Annotated in this window: 20 protein-coding genes; 15 read left to right on the top strand and 5 right to left on the bottom strand. The window is 66.0% G+C overall.

Going from position 1 to position 19,707, the window contains the following annotated elements:
- Positions 1–19: 19 nt before the first annotated feature.
- The 4 genes from AWY79_RS15000 (at position 20) to mnmA (ending at position 5,083) form a co-directional block, all read left to right on the top strand.
- On the top strand, positions 20–2,062 hold the full coding sequence (locus AWY79_RS15000; RefSeq protein WP_066807273.1) for a type 1 periplasmic-binding domain-containing protein: 2,043 nt from the start codon (positions 20–22) through the stop codon (positions 2,060–2,062).
- A gap of 25 nt (positions 2,063–2,087) precedes the next feature.
- Positions 2,088–2,372 carry an Asp-tRNA(Asn)/Glu-tRNA(Gln) amidotransferase subunit GatC gene (gatC, locus tag AWY79_RS14995; protein WP_066805729.1) on the top strand — a complete coding sequence of 95 codons (285 nt, stop codon included), beginning with the start codon at positions 2,088–2,090 and terminating at the stop codon, positions 2,370–2,372.
- A gap of 27 nt (positions 2,373–2,399) precedes the next feature.
- Positions 2,400–3,857: an Asp-tRNA(Asn)/Glu-tRNA(Gln) amidotransferase subunit GatA gene (gene gatA, locus AWY79_RS14990; RefSeq protein WP_066805727.1), complete on the top strand. Its 1,458-nt coding sequence runs from the start codon at positions 2,400–2,402 to the stop codon at positions 3,855–3,857.
- 188 nt (positions 3,858–4,045) lie between these two features.
- The gene (mnmA, locus tag AWY79_RS14985; protein ID WP_066805725.1) at positions 4,046–5,083 is read left to right on the top strand and encodes a tRNA 2-thiouridine(34) synthase MnmA; all 1,038 of its coding nucleotides are present in this window, start codon (positions 4,046–4,048) and stop codon (positions 5,081–5,083) included.
- 3 nt (positions 5,084–5,086) lie between these two features.
- Here mnmA and AWY79_RS14980 read toward each other — a convergent pair whose 3' ends face one another.
- The gene (locus AWY79_RS14980) at positions 5,087–5,674 is read right to left on the bottom strand and encodes a tetratricopeptide repeat protein (protein ID WP_066805723.1); all 588 of its coding nucleotides are present in this window, start codon (positions 5,672–5,674) and stop codon (positions 5,087–5,089) included.
- A 59-nt stretch (positions 5,675–5,733) separates the two neighbouring features.
- Between AWY79_RS14980 and mtaB the strand changes: the two genes are divergently transcribed.
- Genes mtaB through recJ form a run of 9 tightly spaced genes read left to right on the top strand, consistent with a single transcriptional unit; the run spans position 5,734 to position 13,656 of the window.
- Positions 5,734–7,032 carry a tRNA (N(6)-L-threonylcarbamoyladenosine(37)-C(2))-methylthiotransferase MtaB gene (gene mtaB / locus AWY79_RS14975; RefSeq protein ID WP_066805721.1) on the top strand — a complete coding sequence of 433 codons (1,299 nt, stop codon included), beginning with the start codon at positions 5,734–5,736 and terminating at the stop codon, positions 7,030–7,032.
- A complete protein-coding gene (locus AWY79_RS14970) occupies positions 7,029–7,562 on the top strand; it encodes a DUF4416 family protein (RefSeq protein ID WP_066805719.1) in 534 nt (177 codons plus the stop codon). The genes mtaB and AWY79_RS14970 overlap by 4 nt, the downstream gene beginning before the upstream one ends.
- Positions 7,563–7,610: 48 nt before the next feature.
- Positions 7,611–8,492 (top strand): YicC/YloC family endoribonuclease, encoded by an 882-nt coding sequence (locus AWY79_RS14965; RefSeq protein ID WP_066805716.1) that lies wholly within the window; start codon positions 7,611–7,613, stop codon positions 8,490–8,492.
- Between the two features lie 6 nt (positions 8,493–8,498).
- A complete protein-coding gene (locus tag AWY79_RS14960) occupies positions 8,499–8,753 on the top strand; it encodes a DUF370 domain-containing protein (protein ID WP_066805713.1) in 255 nt (84 codons plus the stop codon).
- On the top strand, positions 8,754–9,395 hold the full coding sequence (gmk, locus tag AWY79_RS14955) for a guanylate kinase (RefSeq protein WP_066805710.1): 642 nt from the start codon (positions 8,754–8,756) through the stop codon (positions 9,393–9,395).
- Complete coding sequence (gene pyrF / locus AWY79_RS14950) at positions 9,388–10,092, top strand: orotidine-5'-phosphate decarboxylase (protein ID WP_066805707.1); 705 nt, start codon at positions 9,388–9,390, stop codon at positions 10,090–10,092. Before gmk ends, pyrF begins: the two co-directional genes overlap by 8 nt.
- Before the next feature lie 9 nt (positions 10,093–10,101).
- On the top strand, positions 10,102–11,046 hold the full coding sequence (locus tag AWY79_RS14945) for a tetratricopeptide repeat protein (protein ID WP_066805704.1): 945 nt from the start codon (positions 10,102–10,104) through the stop codon (positions 11,044–11,046).
- 21 nt (positions 11,047–11,067) lie between these two features.
- Positions 11,068–11,928 (top strand): HDOD domain-containing protein, encoded by an 861-nt coding sequence (locus tag AWY79_RS14940; protein ID WP_066805701.1) that lies wholly within the window; start codon positions 11,068–11,070, stop codon positions 11,926–11,928.
- A gap of 18 nt (positions 11,929–11,946) precedes the next feature.
- On the top strand, positions 11,947–13,656 hold the full coding sequence (gene recJ, locus AWY79_RS14935; protein WP_066805698.1) for a single-stranded-DNA-specific exonuclease RecJ: 1,710 nt from the start codon (positions 11,947–11,949) through the stop codon (positions 13,654–13,656).
- Positions 13,657–13,982: 326 nt separating this feature from the next.
- Here the strand turns inward: recJ and lipA are convergent, their stop codons facing one another.
- The 4 genes from lipA to AWY79_RS14915 are packed head-to-tail and all read right to left on the bottom strand — an operon-like array spanning position 13,983 to position 18,099.
- On the bottom strand, positions 13,983–14,852 hold the full coding sequence (gene lipA / locus AWY79_RS14930; protein ID WP_066805695.1) for a lipoyl synthase: 870 nt from the start codon (positions 14,850–14,852) through the stop codon (positions 13,983–13,985).
- Entirely contained in the window at positions 14,785–15,441 is a 657-nt protein-coding gene (gene lipB / locus AWY79_RS14925) for a lipoyl(octanoyl) transferase LipB (protein WP_066805692.1), read from the bottom strand. The genes lipA and lipB overlap by 68 nt, the downstream gene beginning before the upstream one ends.
- The gene (locus AWY79_RS14920) at positions 15,438–16,562 is read right to left on the bottom strand and encodes a small ribosomal subunit Rsm22 family protein (protein ID WP_066805689.1); all 1,125 of its coding nucleotides are present in this window, start codon (positions 16,560–16,562) and stop codon (positions 15,438–15,440) included. The genes lipB and AWY79_RS14920 overlap by 4 nt, the downstream gene beginning before the upstream one ends.
- Entirely contained in the window at positions 16,552–18,099 is a 1,548-nt protein-coding gene (locus AWY79_RS14915) for an ASKHA domain-containing protein (protein ID WP_066805685.1), read from the bottom strand. The genes AWY79_RS14920 and AWY79_RS14915 overlap by 11 nt, the downstream gene beginning before the upstream one ends.
- A 116-nt stretch (positions 18,100–18,215) precedes the next feature.
- Here AWY79_RS14915 and AWY79_RS14910 point away from each other — a divergent pair, with 116 nt between their 5' ends.
- Together AWY79_RS14910 and AWY79_RS14905 are read left to right on the top strand one after the other, a co-directional pair.
- On the top strand, positions 18,216–18,599 hold the full coding sequence (locus AWY79_RS14910; protein ID WP_158509899.1) for a PilZ domain-containing protein: 384 nt from the start codon (positions 18,216–18,218) through the stop codon (positions 18,597–18,599).
- 471 nt (positions 18,600–19,070) lie between these two features.
- A complete protein-coding gene (locus AWY79_RS14905; protein ID WP_066805675.1) occupies positions 19,071–19,700 on the top strand; it encodes a class I SAM-dependent DNA methyltransferase in 630 nt (209 codons plus the stop codon).
- Positions 19,701–19,707 lie beyond the last annotated feature (7 nt).

Below are 19,707 nucleotides of genomic sequence, written 5' to 3'. Positions count from 1 at the left end.
AATGCACCACAGCGCCCCCATGAAACAATCCGCATATATCGCCAAGATTCTGGCCTGTCTGGCCCTTGTAGCCGTGTTCGCCTGGGGCTGCGCGCCGAGAACGCAGCCCGTCAAGAGCGCGGACCTGCTGTCCACGCCCAACCTGCTGGTGGAGGCCGACGCCGCGTGGCAGGCCAAACGGTGGGAAGCCGCCGAGCTGTACTACGCCGCCGCCCTGGAGCGCCAGGACCTGGTCCGCAGCGAGATGCCCACCATCTACGCCCGGCTGGCCGAGTCCGCGTCCGCCAACGGCCACTACCACCAGGCGCGCATCGCCCTGGAGCAGTGGGCCAACGAGGACGCCAAGGCCCTGGAGCGGGCGGACTGGGAGCGGCTCTACCTGGACGCCATGGCCGGTCTGGCCAAGACCGAGCGGCTGCGCAACCACCTGCAATGGGTGCTCGACAGCACCAACGTTCCCTGGGCGACCAAGCAGGAGGTGGCCCTGTGGTACGGTGAATATTTCCGCACCCACGAGGACTACCCCGGGTCCCTGGACGTGCTCGCCAAGTTCCATGCCCAGGCCCCGGACGACCGGGACAGGGCGCTCCTTGAAAACGACTACCAGCAACGCCTCCTCGGCCTGGACGACGGGGCGGTCGACACCCTGGCCAAGGCCGTCACCCCGGCCGACCAGTGGCGGTTCCCCTATGCCCTGGTGGCGTTCGAGCGCGGCGTGCGCAAGGCGTCGGACCCCGAAGCCTGGGCCGCTTCCTGGCGCACCCTGCGCGATCTGGCCGCGAACAGCGAGCTGGTCGACCGGGTGCCGCTGGAGACCCGGCTGGCCGAGTTGGAGGCCCGCTACGGGCTGCCGACCATCGGGCTGGCCCTGGTCCTGCCCGTGACCGGCCCCTACGCCAAGGTGGGCGTGAAGATCCTGCGCGGCGCGGGGCTGGCCCAGTGGCGGCTGGCCCAGGAGGGCGTCAACGTGGACCTGCGGGTCATCAACTCCGAGGCCCCGGGCTGGGAAACCCGGCTGGCGGAACTGCCGGGCCACTTCACCGTGGTCGGCGGCCCCCTGCGCGTGGACGCCTTCAAGCGGCTCTACGAACCCGATTCTCCGGCGGCGGGCGTGCTTGAACACCGCGCCGTGTTCGCCTTCCTCTCCTCCCTGGGCGACCTGTCCGAGGGCAAGGACGCCTGGCGTTTCTTCACCAGCCGCAACGACGAGGTCCGCAGCCTGGTCTCCCTGGCCGTGGACAAGCTCGGCATCACCGACCTCGCGGTCTTCTATCCCGAGGAGAAGTTCGGCCGGACCATGGCCCAGACCTTCTACAGCGAGGCCGCGCCCCTCGGCGGGCGGATCAAGGGCATGCAGTCCTATCCGCCGCAGGACCTCAAGCAGTGGTCCAAGCGCGTGGGCAGGCTCCTGAACGTGCCCGCCGACTTCAGCGACAACAAGGACGTGCCCCTGCCCCTGCCCGACTTCGGGGCCGTGTTCATCCCGGACGGCTGGCGTCAGGCCCAGACCCTGCTGCCCAACTTCTTTTTCTACGAGGGCGAGCAACTGGTCTTTCTCGGCCCCGGCCTGTGGAGCCGCGCCCTGGACGACGCCAAGAACGTGGACGAGCACTACTACCGGCTGGCGGTCTGCCCCGGCGCGTGGTGGGACGGCTCCGACGGCGGCAAGGCGCTGCAGTCCGCGCTGACCGAAGAGGGACTCGGCCAGGCCGATTTCTGGGTGGCGCTGGGATACGACTTCCTGCGCTTCGCCGGGAAGTTCGGCGCTCTGCCCGCGTCCTGGGACAGCGACCTGGTCAACAAGCGCATCCGCAAGGTCCAGGACATGGACTTCAGCATGGCCCCCATGACCTGGGACGACCACGGCACGGCCAGCCAGAACCTCTACCTGTTCACCCCGGTGTCCAACGGCAAGCAGATCGTGGATACCGAGCGGATCGCGGCCCGCATCGCCAAGGCCCAGGCCCGGCGCGAGCGGCGCATGGAGAATTACGAAAAGCGTATCGAAGCCGAAAGCAGACCGCCTTCGGCCAATCCGGACGACACGCCCCCGGCCCCGTAGCCGGGTCACGCATAAAGGAGTCAGCATGAAGATCAGCCCCGAAGAAGTGGCCAAGGTCGCCGGCCTCGCGCGGCTTGACCTGAGCCAGGACAAGCTGGAACTGTTCGCCGGGCAGCTCGGCGACATCCTCGCCTACATGGACAAGCTGGGCGAGCTGAATACGGACGAGGTGGAACCCCTCTACAGCCCGGTGCAGCACACCACGGTGCTGCGCAGGGACGAGGTCCGCAAGGATTACGCCCGAGAGGAAATCCTGGCCAATGCTCCCGAGCAGGACGGCCAGTTCTTCATTGTTCCGAAGATCGTTTAATATTTTGATATAATTCAGGATTGATTAATGTCTGAACTGCACACGAAGACCCTCTCCGAGATCGCGGCGCTGCTCAAGTCCGGGGAAGTGAAGGTCGCCGAGGTGGTCGCGGACTGCCTCGCCCGCATCGAGGCCACGGAGCCGCGCGTCAAGGCGCTGATCACGGTCATGGCCGAGGAAGCCATGGCACAGGCCAAGGCCATGGACGCCGCCGGGCCGGACCCGGACAAGCCGCTGTGGGGCGTGCCCATGGTCCTCAAGGATCTGCTCACCCTGAAGGGCGTGAAGACCACCTGCGGCTCGAAGATCCTTGAGGATTTCGTTCCCTTTTACGACGCCACGGCCGTGACCAGGCTCAAGGACGCCGGGGCGGTGTTCGTGGGCAAGGCAAACATGGACGAATTCGCCATGGGGTCCTCCACCGAGAACTCCGCCTTTTTCATGACCGCCAACCCGTGGGACGTGGATCGCGTGCCCGGCGGGTCGTCCGGCGGCTCCGGGGCCACGGTGGCCGCGGGCCAGTGCTTCGCCGCGCTCGGCACCGACACCGGCGGCTCCATCCGCACCCCGTCCTCCTTCTGCGGCATCGTGGGCCTCAAGCCCACCTACGGCCGCATCTCCCGGTTCGGGCTCATCGCCTACGGCTCGTCGCTGGACCAGATCGGCCCCATGGTCCGGTCGGTGGAGGACGCCGCGCTTTTGCTCCAGGTCATGGCCGGCCACGACCCCAAGGACTCCACCTCGGTGGACGTCCCGGTGCCGGACTACCTCGCCGCCCTTGGCCGCGAGGATTTGGACGGCGTGACCATCGGCCTGCCCGAGGAGTACTGGGGCGAGGGGCTGGACGAGGAGGTTAAGGAGGCGTGCGCCAACGCCGTGGCCGAGATGGAGAAGCTGGGCGCCAAGACCGTGCCCGTCAAGCTCGCCCTGACCGAATACGCCATCGCCACCTATTACATCATCGCCATGGCCGAGGCCTCGTCCAACCTGTCGCGTTTCGACGGCGTGCGCTTCGGCTATCGCAACAAGAAGGCCGACGAGCTCATCGACATGTACACCGCCAGCCGCACCGAAGGGTTCGGCGACGAGGTACAGCGGCGCATCATCATGGGCACCTACGTGCTCTCCAGCGGCTACTACGACGCCTACTACAACAAGGCCGCCAAGGTCCGCCGCCTGCTGCGCCAGGACTTCGAAAAGGCGTTCGCCCAGTGCGATCTGATCGCCGGCCCGGTCTGCCCGACCACGGCCTTCGTCAAGGGCGCCAAGGCCGACCCGCTGCAGATGTACCTGCTCGACATCTTCACCATCTCCGCCAACCTGGCGGGCATTCCTGCCATGTCCCTGCCCGTGGGGTTGGGCAAGGACTCCAGCATGCCGGTGGGACTCCAGTTCATGGGCGCTCCCTTCTCCGAGCCGACCATGCTCGGGGTGGCCGAGTGTTTGGAGCGCCACCTCGACCCCATGCCCATGCCGGAACTGTAGGAACCGATCGAAAAATGAAAGCCGGTTGCGCGCTGATGCGTGCAACCGGCTTTTTTCCATCCTTCATCTGTGCTAACAACTCATCTTATGTTGAACCAATCCCGCATTGATTTCTTCCCCCCTTGCGCCAAGCGCACCCGACGCGTTTCGGAAGGGAGAGGGGATGGCGGCCAGGAGAAGGCTTCCTCATGACCGTGGCCGTGGCCGTTTCTGGGGGCATGGATAGCCTGCTGGCGCTCGCGCTGCTCAAGGAGCGGGGGGAGCGGCTGATGGCCGTGCACGGGCATTTCCTGCCGCCGAACCCGGCCTGGGAGCGGGTCGTGGCCGGGTTGACCAGGGCGTGCGCCACCCTCGGCGTTCCCTTTCACGCCCTGGATTTGCACGAGTCCTTCGACGACCGGGTCATCAAGCCGTTCGTGGCCGAGTACAGGGCGGGGCTGACGCCCAACCCGTGCGCCATGTGCAACCCGCGCATGAAGTTCGGGGTGCTCTTCGACGCGGCCCGCAACCTCGGGGCCGAGCGGCTGGCCACCGGCCATTACGTCAGGCTGGAGGAGCGCGCTCCGGGCCGGATGCTGGTGCGCGGCGAGGACGCGGCCAAGGACCAGAGCTATTTCCTTTCCATGGTGCCGGTGGAGAAGCTGCGGCTGGCCGAGTTCCCGCTGGCCCGGACCTTCAAGCGGGACGTGCCGCGCTTCCTTGCGGCCCTCGGGCTGAACCCGCCCCTGCCCTCCGAGAGCCAGGAGATCTGCTTCGTGCCGGACGACGATTACCAGCATTTCCTGACCTCGCGCTGCGCCATGCCCGGCCCTGGCCCGGCGGTCCTGCCGGACGGGCGGGTCGTGGGCGAGCACCGGGGGCTGTGGCGGCACACTCAGGGGCAACGGCGCGGCCTGGGCATCGCCTGGTCCGAGCCGCTCTACGTTCTGGACAAGGACGTGGCGGCCAACGCGCTGGTGGTGGGGCCCAAGGAGTTCCTGGCCGCCGACGGGTGCGTGGCCGGGCAGGTGAACCTGATGTGTCCGATGGATTCGTGGCCGGAGACCGTGATGGTCCAGACCCGCTACCGCCAGAAGGCCAAGCCCGCCAGGGTGCGGCTCACGGGCGGCAGGCTGCACTTCGACTTTCTGGAACCGCACGTGCGCCCCACGCCGGGCCAGGTGGCGGCGGTCTACGATGCGGACGGCACCGTGCTGGGCGGCGGGATCATCGAGTCGGAAGCATAGCTGCTACCAGGTTTCGCGGCGCATTTCGAGGCGCTCCTGGGCGTCCCGGTCGTAGCCGTCGCGGCGTTCGCGGTTCATGGCCTTGTGGATTTCCTCCGGGGTCAGCTCCGGTTTTTTCTCCAGGTAGGCGGCCATGCGCTGCACCGCGGAGGTCCCCCGGTAGTAGTACGGGTCGCGGTAGGTCTTGAGCAGCCCGAACCCGGCCTCGCGCTCGCCCAGGTAGATGAGCGTCAAACCGAGGTAGTAGGTGGAATCCGGCAGGTCCGGGTATTTTTCGAGGGTATCGGTGAAGATTTTGCGGGCCGCTTCGAAATTTCCGTCGTCAAGCTGCTTGATGCCCGCCTTGTTGTTGAGGTAGGCCTCATTCGGCCCGTTGTTCAGGAAGTCGCCGTAGGAGTTGATGGACGCGCCCAGCCCGCCCGAGACGCCGACGCCGACCGAGGTCCGGCCGCCGCCTATGCCCACGCCCACGCTGGTCCCGGACGTGCCCACGCCGACGCCCACGCCGGTGACGCAGCCGGTCAGAAAGAGTGCGGGCAGAAAGAGCGCGGCCAGCAGGGCGACGGAGAGCGGGGCAAGGGTTTGCTTCACGGGTTGTATCTCGGCTAAGGTGGATGAACTTTTTTCTAACGACGTTGACGGACCATACCATGACAACCTTTCATACCGCTACCCTGGGTTGCAAGATCAACCAGTACGAGACCCGCTCCATCGCCGAGGCATGGGCCGGGCGAGACGCCGTGGAGACGGACGACCCGCGCGCGGCGGACCTCATCCTGGTCAACTCCTGCGCGGTCACGGCCAACGCCGTGGCCGACCTGCGCCAGACCGTGCGCCGCTTCCACCGCGACAACCCGGCGGCGGAGATCATCGTCACCGGGTGCGCGGCCCAGGTCATGCCCGAAGAGCTGGCAGCGCTGCCCGGCGTGGTCCGGGTGGTGGCCCAGGCGGACAAGGCGGACCTCCTGGGCGGTCCCATGACCCCGGCAACTCCCGCACCGGCATCGGAGAAGCCCCGGTTCGCGCCTTTTTCCATCTCCGGCTACGGCCGGGCCAGGGCCGTGGTCAAGGTCCAGGACGGCTGTTCCCATTTCTGCACCTACTGCATCGTGCCCCTGACGCGCGGGCGGTCCGTGAGCCGTCCCGTGGCCGAGGTCGCGGACGAGATCGCCCGCTTGTTCGGCGCGGGGTTCCGCGAGTTCATCCTGAGCGGCATCAACCTGCGCCACTTCGGGCGCGATCTCGAATCCAAGCCCGACTTCTGGGACCTGGTGGCCGAACTGGAGCGGACCTTCGCCCCGGACTGGGCGGGGCGCGCCCGGCTGCGCATCTCCTCGGTGGAGCCGGGCCAGCTCACGGACAAGGCGCTGGACGTCCTGTCCTCATCCCGGCTGGTCTGCCCGCAGCTCCATCTCTCGCTCCAGAGCGGCGACCCGCAGGTCCTGAAGGCCATGGGACGCGGCCATTATTCGCCACGGTCCGCCGTGGACTTCATGGACCGGCTCAAGGGTGCGTGGCCGGTCATGGGGCTGGGCGCGGACCTGATCACCGGGTTTCCCGGCGAGACCGAGGCGCAGTTCGAGAACACCATGGAGCTGTGCCGCGAACTCCCGCTGACCTACGGCCACGTCTTTCCCTACTCCGAGCGGCCCGGCACCAGGGCGGCCGAGCTGCCCGGCGCGGTGGACGTGCCGGTGCGCAAGGAGCGGGCGGCCCGTCTGCGCAAGCTCATCGGGCGCAGGAAGGCCGCCTTCCTCAAGCGCCTTCTCGACCTGGACCATCTGGACGTGCTGGTCCAGGACGACCGGGGACGCGGGGTCAGCGAGTACTACGCGGCCTGCCGGTTCGAACAGCCTCCCGGAGCCGCGCCGCGCTCCCTGGTCCGGGCGCGCCCGTTGCGCGTGGAGCGGGGCGTGGTCATCGTCGAGCCGTGGGAGGCAAGCGAATGAGTACGCCCAAGACCCCTGATCCGGGGATGCTGGTCATCTCGGTCCTGAGCGCCGACTGGGGCGCGTTCTGGCCGCAGGTCGGCGCGGAGCTGGCCGACCGGTTCGGTCCTTTCGACCCGTCCGAGGAGTTCGATTTCGACCAGACCGACTATTACGACAAGGAGCTGGGAACGCCCATCACCCGGCGGCTCCTGGCCTTCGATGCGCTGCGCCCCCTGGACGAGCTGGCGGATATCAAGCTGTGGACCAACTCGGTGGAGCAGCGGTTCGCGCGGGACGGGCGCAGGTTGTTCAATCTGGACCCCGGCTTCCTGACCCAGCAGTCCCTGGTGCTCGCCACGGGCAAGAACTTTTCCCACCGCATCTACCTGAAGGACGGCATCTGGGCCGACCTGACCCTCATCTGGCAGAAGAAACGGTGGGTGGATTTTCCCTGGACCTTCCCGGATTACGCGGGCGAGGCCATGAAATCGCGGCTGACAAAGCTGCGTCAGTCGTATAGAAACAGGCAGAGCAAGCCGCGAACGTGACGTTTTCCGCACAACTCGCGGCTTACAACCATAAAAGGACACCCATTTATGCCAGTAAGCATGACCGGCTTCGGCCGTAACGAAACCAACGAGGACGCCTGGACCCACGTGTGGGAGATCAAGAGCGTCAACGGCCGCTTCCTCGACGTGAAGTGGCGCATCCCCGGATTCCTCCGCTCCCTGGAGACCGCCTGGGAGCGGCAGGTCCGCACCCACGCCTCGCGTGGCCGCGTGGACGTCTCCCTGAACCTGGAGGTCCTGGACGCCGAGGTCCTCGGCGTGACCTTCAACAAGACCATGGCCAAGGCCATGTTCCGCCAGATGGAAAAGCTGGCCGCCGCCCGGGGCGAAATCTTCAATCTCGACTACAACCGGGTGCTGGCCATGCCCGCCCTGTGGCGCGACAACGGGTCCGAGCCGGACCCCGGCCTGGCCGAGAGCCTGAACAAGGGGCTCGAAGCCGCCCTCAGGGATTGGGTAGACTCCCGCGCCCGCGAGGGCCAGGCCCTGGTGGCCGACCTGACCGCCCGGTTCGCCACCCTGCGCGAGCTGACCGAGAAGGTCCGCGAACGCATTCCGGACATCCTGGAGGCCAAGAAGGACGGCTTGAGGCAGCGCATCACCGACATGCTCGACTCGGCCAATGCGGACTTCTCCGAGGACCGCATGCTCCAGGAGGTGGCCTACCTCACGGACAAGCTCGACGTATCCGAGGAACTGACCCGCCTGGACGCCCATCTGGAGCGGCTGGCGGAGGTCCTGGCCGACAAGGACGACGTGGGCAAGAAGCTCGATTTTCTGGTGCAGGAAACCTTCCGCGAGATCAATACCTGCGGCAACAAGGCGCAGGACACCGAGGTCAGCCGGTTGGTCGTGGATTTCAAGGCGGAGCTGGAGCGCTGCCGGGAACAGGTTCAAAACATCGAGTAGGGGACCATGCAGAAACAGGGATTACTGAACGTCGGCTTCGGCAACTTCGTGGTGCTCGACCGGGTCATCTCCATCGTCAACCCGTCCAGCGCGCCCATGCGGCGGCTGCGTGAGGACGCCCGCGCCGAGGGGCGGCTCATCGACGCCACCCAGGGGCGCAAGACCAGGGCGATCATCGTCACCGACTCCAACCACGTGGTCCTGTCCGCCATCCAGGCGGAAACCATCGGCCAGCGGTTCAGCGCGGAAGAGGGGGATTAGGTGACCAGGGACGATCACAAGTTCAGGCTGGGGCAGGTCCTGGTGGTCTGCGCGCCCAGCGGCACCGGCAAATCCACCCTCATTTCCATGCTCCGCGAGGAGTTCCCCGATTTCGGCTTCTCCATCTCCTACACCACCCGCGCGCCGCGCGGTGCGGAGCAGGACGGGCGCGAATACCATTTCGTCTCCCGCGATACCTTCGTGGCCATGCGCAGCCGGGGCGCGTTCTGCGAGTGGGCCGAGGTCCACGGCAACTTCTACGGCACGGCCACCAAGCCGGTGGAGGAGATGCTCGGCGCGGGCCAGGACGTGCTCTTCGACATCGACGTGCAGGGCGCCAAGCAGCTCAAGAAGACCTTCTACAAGGGGACCTTCGTGTTCCTGCTCCCGCCCTCGCGCGAGGAGCTGGTGCGCCGCCTCAAGGGGCGCGGCACCGACTCCGAGGAGTCCATCGCGAAAAGGCTGGCCAACGCCTCGGGCGAACTTTCCCAGGCCGAGTGGTTCGACTCCTGGGTGGTCAACGACGACCTGGACGAGGCCTACGCCGAGCTCAGGGCCGTGTACCTGGCCGGGCGGTGCAAGCCGTCGCTCAGGCCCGGCATCCTCGAAAACATCATGGACACCTGGAAGCAAGATGGCTGAGCTGGTCGTTGCACTGGATTTTCCGGACGCGGCTTCCGCCCTTGCCATGGCCCGCGCCCTTGAGGGCACGGCCCCGTGGATGAAGGTCGGGCTGGAGCTGTTCACGGCCGAGGGCCCCAAGGTGGTCACCGGCCTCAAGGAGCTGGGCTTCAAGGTCTTCCTGGACCTGAAATTCTTCGACATCCCCAACACCGTGCAGGGCGCGGTCCGGTCCGCCGTGCGGCTGGGCGCGGACATGGTCAACATCCATGCCCTGGGCGGGGAACGCATGGCCCGCGCGGCCATGGCGGGGTGCGCCGAGGGGACTCTGCCCGGACAGGAGCCGCCCCTGGTCCTGGCCGTGACCATGCTGACCAGCATGGGGGCCGGGGACCTGCCCGTGGAGAACGCGCCCGCGCCCTCGGACATGGCCCTTGACCTGGCTGTGAAAGCCAAGCAATATGGCTTAAATGGCGTGGTCTGTTCCGGCCTGGAGGTCGAACGGATCAAGGGTGCGTGCGGCGACGGGTTCGCCTGCCTCACCCCCGGCATCAGGCCCGCTTCGGCCGAGGCCGGGGACCAGCGGCGGGTGGTCACTCCGGAGGGTGCCGTGCGAAGCGGGTCGGACTTTCTGGTGGTGGGCAGGCCCATTACCCGGGCGGAGCGTCCCGGCGAAGCAGCCATGGCGATCATCGGGGAGATGCGGCGGGCCGGATAGGAGCAATTGATGGCCGAGCATGAGCAGACTGCCGACAACCGGCAGGGAGTAGTTCGCGACGGCGCGGAGAAGATCAAGGGCATCTTCTCCACACAGACCGTGGCCAAGGTCGGCACCGGAACGACCCAGCGCAAGACGATCCAGAAAACCTACTGGAACGTCGAGGAGCTGGACGACGGCGAGGTTTCGGTGCAGCCGCTCAACCGCAACTACGTGCCGTCCGGTCCCAAGCGCAACGTCCCGCGCGACGACTTTCTTACCAAATTCAATCCCGAACCCGAGTTCTACATCTCCACGGTCTATCCGGCCATCAAGGAGATGGACGGGGCCATCGTGCGCGGCGAGAAGCACCGCGAGCGGGGTGCCGCCTATTCCGCCGAGTTCGAATACCAGCAGGCCATGGCCATCGACGAGGAGAACGTCCGGGCCAACTTCGGCCTGGGGCTGACCTATCTCGACCGGGGCGACCAGGTGAAGGCCAACGACATCTTCGAGCGGTTGGTGGGGCTGGAGGCGGCCTTCGACACCGAGCACAAGCACCTGTTCAACGACTTCGGCATCAACATGCGCAAGAACAAGATGTACGACCAGGCGCTGCGCTACTATCTGCGTGCCGAGGAATTGGTGAAGAACGACGAGCACCTCTTTCACAACATTGCCCGCTGCTACTTCGAGAAGGGCAATGTGGAGGAATGCAAGAAATATCTGCTCAAGAGCCTGGAGGTGAACCCCAAGCTCGACGCGAGCCTGAAGTTCTGGGCCTTCCTCAAAGGCCGAGGACTGGTGGCCGAGGGCGAGGGACCCAACGTGGCTCCTGGCGGCAAAGGCGGCAAGCCCAAGGGCGGTTCCGCCGGGGTGAACCTGGATGCGGCCCGCGAGGACGGCGAACCCAAGACCGGGGACAACGGAGCGCCGAAGAAACCGGCAAGCTCCGCGCCCATCAAGCTGGACTAATCTTTCGGGACAGGAGGGCGCATGAACCAGGACAGGATTCAGGGATTTCTCCAGGAGCTTCCGCAAATGCGGCAGGACCTCCCGTTTTCGCCCGAAGTCCTGCGCACGCTCTTCGTCCAGACGGGCGGGGGATCGCTGGCATCGCTGGAGGACGTGGGCAAGACCCTGGGCAAGGACCAGGGACTGACCACCCGCATCCTCAGCCTGGCCAACTCCGCCTATTACGGGTTGCAGGCCGAGGTCCAGTCCGTGCCGCGCGCCGCAGCCGTGCTCGGCATGGCCGAGATCCGCAACATCGTCCTGGCCCTTGGCGTCAACGGGCTGACCCGCCGCTATCCCATTCCCGAGGATTTCGATCTGGGCGAGTACTGGACTCACCAATTCCTGGTGGCCATGGTCGCCAAGGAACTGTCCGACATGACCGACGTGGGCAAGCCGGACAACCTCTTTACTTCCGGCCTGCTGCACGACATCGGCAAGCTGATCACCGCGCTGAAGCGGCCCGACGACTGGGCGGCCATACGCGAGAAGGCCGAGAGCGACGAGATGACCGACAGCGAAGCCGAGGAAGACTACTGGGGGTTGGACCACGCGGTTATCGGCGCGCTGGTGCTCCGTTCCTGGGACCTGCCCGCCACCCTGGTGGAGCCGGTCAACTGGCACCACTCGCCCGACCTCTCCCCGGAGCACTCCACCGAGTCCAACGTCATTTGCCTGGCCGATTGCGTGACCCACGCCGTGACCGACCCCGAGGGGCCCTACGTGGAGCGGGTCGAGCAGCTCTGCCAGGCAGTGGACGTGGACATGGACGACATCATGGAAGTGGGCGAGGAACTCCTCGATTCCGACGACATCGAACAATTCGTTAACATTCTTTCCTGATCATTCCCGGATAATACATTGCCCTGCATTTGGAAACACCGCGGCGAGGGAGCCGCGCCCCCGGCTTCGGCCACGGCCATGGCCGAAGAGCTTGAGGTTTCGCCCCTGATCGTCGAGATCCTCTGGAACCGTGGACTGACGGACGTGGCCGACATGGACCGCTTCCTGAGTCCGCTGCTCCGGCACATGGCCAACCCCGCCGAGATTCCCGGCCTGACCGAGGCCGCCGAGACCCTGGCGCGGGGGCTGGCCGAGGGACGCAAACTCGCCGTGTGGGGCGACTACGACGTGGACGGCATCACCGCCACGGCGGTGGTCAAGGAGTTCTTCGCCATGCGCGGGATCGAGGTCATGCACCATCTGCCCAACCGCATGGAGGAGGGCTACGGCATGAACGTGCCGTGGGTGGAGCGCCTGCACGAGCAGGGCGCGGACATGCTCCTGACCGTGGACTGCGGCATCTCCGACCTGGAGCCCGTGGCCCGCGCCCGCGAGCTGGGCATGGTCGTTGTCGTCTCGGACCACCATCTGCCGGGAGAGACCCTGCCGAGCGCGCACGCCGTGTGCGATCCGCGCCTGAAGGACGGCGGCCCGTGCGACGACCTGGCCGGGGTGGGCGTGGCGTTCATGCTCATGGTCGCCCTGAACCGGCTGCTGCCGGGCGATCCCGTGGACGTCCGTCCGCTGCTTGACCTGGTGGCGCTGGGGACCATCGCCGACATCGTCCGGCTGACGGGCCAGAACCGCATCCTGGTCAAGAACGGGCTGCTGCTCATCAAGGAGGCCAAGCGGCCCGGCATGGCGGCCCTCAAGGTGGTCAGCGATTACGAGCGCCAGGCCGAACTGGGCGCGGGGCAGATCGGCTTTCACCTGGCGCCGAGGATCAACGCCGCCGGACGCATGGGCGACCCGGAAAAGGCCCTCCGGTTGCTGCTCTCCAAGGATTTCGACTCGGCCATGCCCATCGCCGAGGAACTCAACGCCATCAACATGGAGCGCCGCCGCCAGGAGCAGGAGATCGCGGACGAGGCGTTTGCCCAGGCCGAGGCCATGCGCTCACAGGCCGGGCTGGTGCTCCACGCCGATCACTGGCACCCGGGCATCATCGGCATCGTGGCCTCGCGGGTGGTGGAGAAATATTACCGGCCCACGCTGCTGCTCTGCGCGGCGGAGTCCTCGGGACTGCTCAAGGGGTCCGGGCGGAGCATCCCGGAGTTCAACCTCCACGAGGGGCTGGTCTCGCTGGCCGAGCTGTTCGAAGGGTTCGGCGGCCACGCCCAGGCGGCGGGCGTCTCCCTCAAGCCCGGGAACCTGGGCGAGTTCCGCGAGCGGTTCAACGCCAAGGTCATCGAGGCCCTCGGCCCCAAGCCGTTGACACCGACCCTCAAGCTCGACCACGAGCTGCCGTTCTCTTCCATCGACAACACCCTGCTCAAGGAGCTGGAACTGCTCCAGCCCTACGGCATGGGCAACCCGGAGCCGGTCTTTGCAACCCGCCCGGTGCGCGTGGCCGAGCACGCCCTGTTCGGGCGCGAGCGGGAGCACGTCAAGCTGGTGCTGGAGGACCAGGAGACCGGCACCAAGCTGCCGGGCAAGGCGTGGCGCATGGCCGACACCCTGACCTCCGTGGTCCGGGGCCGAACCATGCGGTTCGCCTTCACCCCCAAGATCGACCGCTACATGGGCATCCCCAAAATCGATCTGCGCATCAAAGACTGGATATTCTAGCAGGCTGTTGAAAAACGGCGATCTGCGTCGTTGCTTCAAAAAGTTCAAACTCTCGCGTACAGGAAGTACGCTTCGACCTTGAACTCTTTTCGCGCCTAGCATCTCACCATTTTTGAACAGCCTGCAAAACCATTCTGCGGTTGAAACAGCCTGTTTTTCGGTACGAATCCGAGCGAAGCGAGCGCCAAAAAGTTTCGGAAGATTCTTAAGAAACCCTTTTCAGCGGCAGCTCTTAGCGAGTCTACGAGCTCTAGAGATGGCGACAGCAGCGATAAGGGGTTCTTAAGCCCTCGGAGAGGCCCCCGGCAGGGCCGCCGGAGGCTCGTCTAGACGAATTCGGCGGCGTTGTAGCTCGACCGGACCAGCGGGGCGCTGTGCATCCGGCGGATGCCGCGTTTTTTGCCTTCCTCGGCGTACCACTGAAACCGTTCCGGCTCCACGTAGCGTTGCACCAGGGGATGGCGGCGGCTCGGCTGCATGTACTGGCCGATGGTCACGATGTCGCAGCGGATGGCGGCCAGGTCGTCGAGCACGGCCAGTATCTGGTCGTCGGTCTCGCCCAGGCCGACCATGATGCCGGACTTGGTGGGGATGGCCGGGGCCAACCGCTTGGCGTTCTCCAGCACGGCCAGGGACTGGCGGTAGTTCGCCTGGGGCCGGATGGTCCCGTAGAGCGGCGGCACGGTCTCCAGGTTGTGGTTGAGCACGTCGGGCCGGGCGTCGAGCACGGTCCCGAGCGCGCTCTCGTCGCCCTGGAAGTCCGGGATGAGCACCTCCACGGTGCAGGCGGGCAGCACTTGGCGCACGGCCCGGATGGTGGCCGCGAAGTGGCCGGACCCGCCGTCGTCGAGGTCGTCCCGGGTGACCGAGGTGATGACCACGTGCTTGAGTTCGAGCCTGCGCGCGGCCTCGGCCACGCGGCCGGGTTCGGACGGGTCCAGGGGGGCCAGGTCGCCCGGTTCGATGTTGCAGAAGGCGCAGTTGCGCGTGCAGATGGACCCCATGACCAGGAAGGTGGCCACGTTGCGCGAGAAACACTCCCACTTGTTCGGGCATTTGGCCGACTGGCAGACCGTATTCAGCCGCAGGTCGTCGATCAGCCCGGACGTGCAGGAGAAATTTTCGTTGCTAGGGAGCTTGATCCGCAGCCACGGCGGAATCCGCAAAGGTTTCTGCAAAGGCTTTTCCGAAGACATTCTTGACGTCCTTGATGTCGATGTCGCGCCCGGCCTCAGCGGACAGGGAGGTGGGAACCGCCCCCTGTATGCCGCACAGGGTGATGGCGTTGAACAGGCTCACGTCGCGCGCCACGTTGAGGGCCAGCCCATGGTAGGTGACCCAGCGGCGAACGCCGATGCCCATTGAGCATATTTTCCTGGTTTCGTCCACCCATACCCCGGGGTGCTTGGGCCGCCGGATGGTGGATACGCCGTAGTGCGCGCAGGTGTCCATGACCGCCTGTTCCATGTCGTGGAAGAATTTGCGCATGCCGCCGGGCCGCTTTTCCACGCGCCAGATGGGGTAGGCCACCAGCTGGCCGGGAAAGTGGCAGGTGATGTTGCCGCCGCGCGCGGTCCGGGCCAGCTCGATATTGTGGGCCTTGAGCTGCGCCTCGTCCAGGTGCAGGTTCTCGGCCCCGCCCTGGCGGCCCAGGGTGATCACCTTGGGGTGCTCCAGCAGGAAGAGGGTGTTCTCCTCCCGCCCGGCGGTCACCGCTTCCAGGGTCTTCAGTTGCAGGGCTTCGGCCTCGGCATAGCCGATCAGCCCCAGGTCCACGATTCTCACTTCTTGCCTTCGCCCTTGTACGGCAGGATGACCGCCTTGGACTTGAGGTCGGTCTTGGGGTTTTGCGGCCAGTCCGGGGCAAAGGATTGGCCCGGGAACAGCGGCCGCACGCCCTGCGCGTACTGGAGCAGGGTCAGCCCCCGGTCCGAGCACGCGTACTGTCCCTTGTCGCCGTGCAGCTTGAACGGTTCGGAAACGGCCCGCACCGCGCCCCATTCCTGGGCTCCGTTCTGGGAGAGATAGAGGAAGTTGAGGGTCACGTTGTCCTTTTCCAGGCTGGCTTCCTTGGACACGGACTCCAGCCACTCGGGCGCGCCCTTGGACAGGAAGTTGAAGTGGCACCACGGCCCCTGGCCCAGGGCGGGCATGGGGCATTCGCCGGTGTGCGGACAGGGCGCGATGGGCTTGAACCCCTTGACGAGCATCTGGGCGCGCATCTCGGCGATGATCCGCCCGGTCAACCGAACCCCGGTCTCGATGATCAGGATGCGGCCCGTGTCCTTGGCGCAGCCCGCCAGGTGGGTGGCCAGCTTCTCGGCCTGGGGCCGGGCGGTGCGGCCCGACCAGTCCAGCTCGTTGAGGGCGTTGGCGACCAGCAGCAGGTCCGCCCGCTCGCGCAGGTGGTCGGTGAACGCGGCCTTGACGGTCTTGATGCGCCACGGCGAGTCCTCCCCGGCCAGGGCGCGGAAGAGTTTCAGCCCGGCCTGCATGGTCTTGGGCGCGATGTCCAGGCAGGTGAAGTTGAGCCGCCGCTCCCGCAGGTGGGGCCGCGACATCCACAGGGCCAGGACCGTGGTCAGCGGACCGGTGCCGAGGTCGGCCACATGCCCGTCCTCGGGGATATCCAGCTCCAGCCCGGAGAAGAGGCGGGACATGCGCAGCAGGTTCCAGGGCAGGAAGTAGTACAGGTAGGGCGACAGGAACTTGTCGTCGGTCATGTACTCCTTGCGCCGGGTGGACCGCTCGTTGGTCAGGCTGCGCGACATGTCGCGGATGTCGTACTTGAGCTGGTCGCGGTGTTTGCCCTTGAGGGGCCAGACGGACTTGAGCAGTCCGCCGAACCGTTCGAGCTGGTCCGCGTTGTCATCGGTCAGGTTGGGGAACAGGCCGTCAATCGACATGGGTAAAGCGCATCCTTGCTATGAATTGTTCGCCGAAATTTTCCTCGTCCGTCAGGTCGAGGCGGGTCAGAGTCGCGGACAGTCCCTCGGCGAAACCGCGCGCGCCGGGGTCGGTCAGAAACAGCTCGGTGCCCTTGAGGGACGTGTTGCCCGCCTTGACGGTCCGGGGCGCGCACCCCTGGGGCAGAAAACCGAGGGTCTCCAGGTCCGAGGCCGAGACGTGTTCGCCCAGCGCGCCCGCGACGTGGATTTCCTTGAGCTTGCCGGGGCCGATCCCCGCCGCCTTGAGCAGGGCGGAAACGGCCAGGTTGAAGGCCGCCTTGACCTTGAGAATCTCCTCCACGTCCGAGGCCGGGAGCAGGACCCCGTCTGCGGCCTCGAACACCGGTTCGCCCTCCCTGGTCCCGACCCCGGCGGCCAGCTTGGCGGCCAGCGGGGTGGCCCCGTCCGCGAACCGCCCGGTGTCGTCGAGCACGCCGTGGGTGCGCAGGACGGCGCACAGCGAGAGGTAGCCGGTGCCGGTCATGCCGTTGACCGGCGTGCCGGACGCATCGAAATATTTCGGGACCAGACCCTTGGGGGTCAGGGTGAAGCCGGTCACGGCCCCGGGGCCGGCGGTGCGCCCGAAGGAGAGGCCCACGCCCTCCAGGGCGGGACCCATGGGCACGCTGGCGCAGATGCGCTTGTCCGGGGAAAGGGCCAGGACGAACTCGCCGTTGGTGCCGAGGTCGGCCAGCAGGAACGGGTATTGGGGCGAGCCGCCGTATTCTATGGCCGTCAGCCCGGCGGAGATGTCCGCGCCCACGAACGGGGCGAGCAGGGGCGGTATGTAGGCCGGGGGCAGCCCCGCGCCCAGCCGCTTCTCGTCGCCGCCCGCATAGGACAGGACGTAGGGCGCGGCGGCCAGGTCGTCCGGTTTTTTGCCGAGCAGGATGTAGGTCATGGCCGGGTTGCCGGAAACGGCCAGCCCGGTGCACTTCCCGCCCAGGTTGCGCGTGGCGAGCTGGGCCAGCTCGGCGATGCGGTCGGTGACCAGGGCGCGCAGCACGAAGCGGCCTTCGGCTGTCGAGGCGGCGGCCAGCCGGGACATGACCTCGGACCCCATGCCGGTCTGGGGGTTCAGCTCCTGGCCCGTGGCCACCCGTTCGCCGTCCACCAGGGCGGTCCAGTGGATGGAGGTGGTGCCGAGGTCCACGGCCAGGGCGAAATCGCCGGTCTTCTGCGCCAGGGCGCGCACGGCCCGCTGGCTGCGCACGGGCTGGGGCAGCTCGATCTCGCACGGCTCGGACGGGTGCAGGCAGGACAGCCGCCACCCCTGGTCGAGCTTGTCGCGGCCGAGCTTCTTCAGCTCCTCGCGGCCCGGTTCGGGCGCGTCCTTGAGGTAGCGCACCCGGCACAGACCGCACTTGCCCAGGCCCGAGCAGAGCGGCACGCCGTGCCAAAGCCTCGACAGAAAGATGGTCCGGGCCAGGGTGTCGCCCGGTTTCGGCTCAAGGGCGAAGCGCCCGCCGTCATGGGTATGGATCAGTATGCTCACATGTTCTCCGTAGGCTCGGAGACTAGCCCATGGGTCGGATGGTGTAAACGGCGATCATGGGGGGTTGGCAGCCGCCGGGGGAATTGATAGAACCTCCGGACCGCAGGATGTTCCCCATGGCAGCAAAACCGTTCGACATTTCATTCGGCGATTCCACCGGCCCCCGTGGGGCCTACCGCGCCAAGATCTCCGGGCTCCACGTCAAGGTGGCCGGACGGCCCGCCGTGTATTCCGCAACCGACGTCAGCCCCACCGGGGTCGGCCTGTCGGGCAGCACCGGCATGCGCGTGGGCGAGCGGTTCGAGATCGGCCTGTATCACCGGGGCGTCCGCGTCGGCGGTCCCATCCGGGCCAAGGTCGTCCGCGTGGACAAGACCTTCAGCGGCCTGGTTTTCGAAGACCTGGACCGCCGCAATCAGGACGCCGTTCACCGCCTGGTCCTCGACGAGCAGAAGCGCCAGGCCGAGGAACGCAGGAAGGACCGCCTCAAGAAGTCCTAGCACCCCGACCGCCTCCCCGGGCGGTCCGTTATCCGAACAATCCGCGCCATCCGCGCCCACCCCCGCTCAATCACGCTCGTTCACGCCCATAAATGGCCCGGCGCTTCCGGTCCCGTCTTTTCGCGCGCCTTCGGATTGCCCCATCCCCTGTGATAATGTTGCAACTCCTGATTTGTACACGGTGTCAGCCTTGACATGGTGATGCAAAAATGTTTAGTGGCAGAATCCAGACACCATTCTCATAAGTTTTATGAAATTTGAATTGGTTATTTGCAAAATATGGATACTTCAATTTGTGAGGATGAATCCATTTTTTGATCAATAATGTATTTATATATGTAGTCAATACTTGGCGTTGATTCGAGGTAAATGAGTAGTTACTGCAATGCAATTTTATTGTAACTTGCAAAGTTACATTGCCTTATACAGAGAAAATTTTGTGCAACGTAAACCTGCAACAAGAGGAGAACCATGGAACAGACTCCGGAAAAATGGGTGGCCACCTATGAGGCCAAGACCCCGGACGAGCTGGCCGAGGCGTATCGCTGCTGGGCCAGGGAGTATGACAGGGACACCTGCGAGGGCATGGGTTACGTCGGCCCGGGCGTGGCCGCCCGGTTGCTGGACAGGTATCTGGATTCCGCCGAAGCGAAGATACTGGACGCGGGCTGCGGCACCGGGCTGGTGGGGCAGGCCATGCGCCACATGGGCTACCGCCGCATCGAGGCCATGGACTACTGCCGGGACATGCTCGACGTGGCCGAGGAGAAGCGGGTCTACGAGAATGTGTTCAGGGCGGACATGAACCGTGAGTTGACCATTTCCGACAACGCCTACGACGCCACCATCTGCGTGGGCACGTTCACTTACGCCCACGTGGGCCCGGATGCCTTTGACGAGCTGGTGCGGATCACCCGTCCCGGCGGGTATGTCTGCTTCACGGTCCGCGACGGCGCATACCAGGAATACGGCTACCGCAAGCGGATGTTGGAGCTTGAAGCGAACAACGCCTTCGAGCTCAAGGAGATGGTCGATACGGACTACCTCCATAAGGAGGACGTGACGGCCAAGTATTGCATCTACGAAGTACAGGAAGCGTAGGGAGGAC

The sequence above is a fragment of the Pseudodesulfovibrio indicus genome (assembly GCF_001563225.1).
GTDB classification, from domain to species: domain Bacteria; phylum Desulfobacterota; class Desulfovibrionia; order Desulfovibrionales; family Desulfovibrionaceae; genus Pseudodesulfovibrio; species Pseudodesulfovibrio indicus.
Note: the sequence above shows the minus strand (reverse complement) of the source record. Positions and strands in the feature narration are given on the sequence as shown.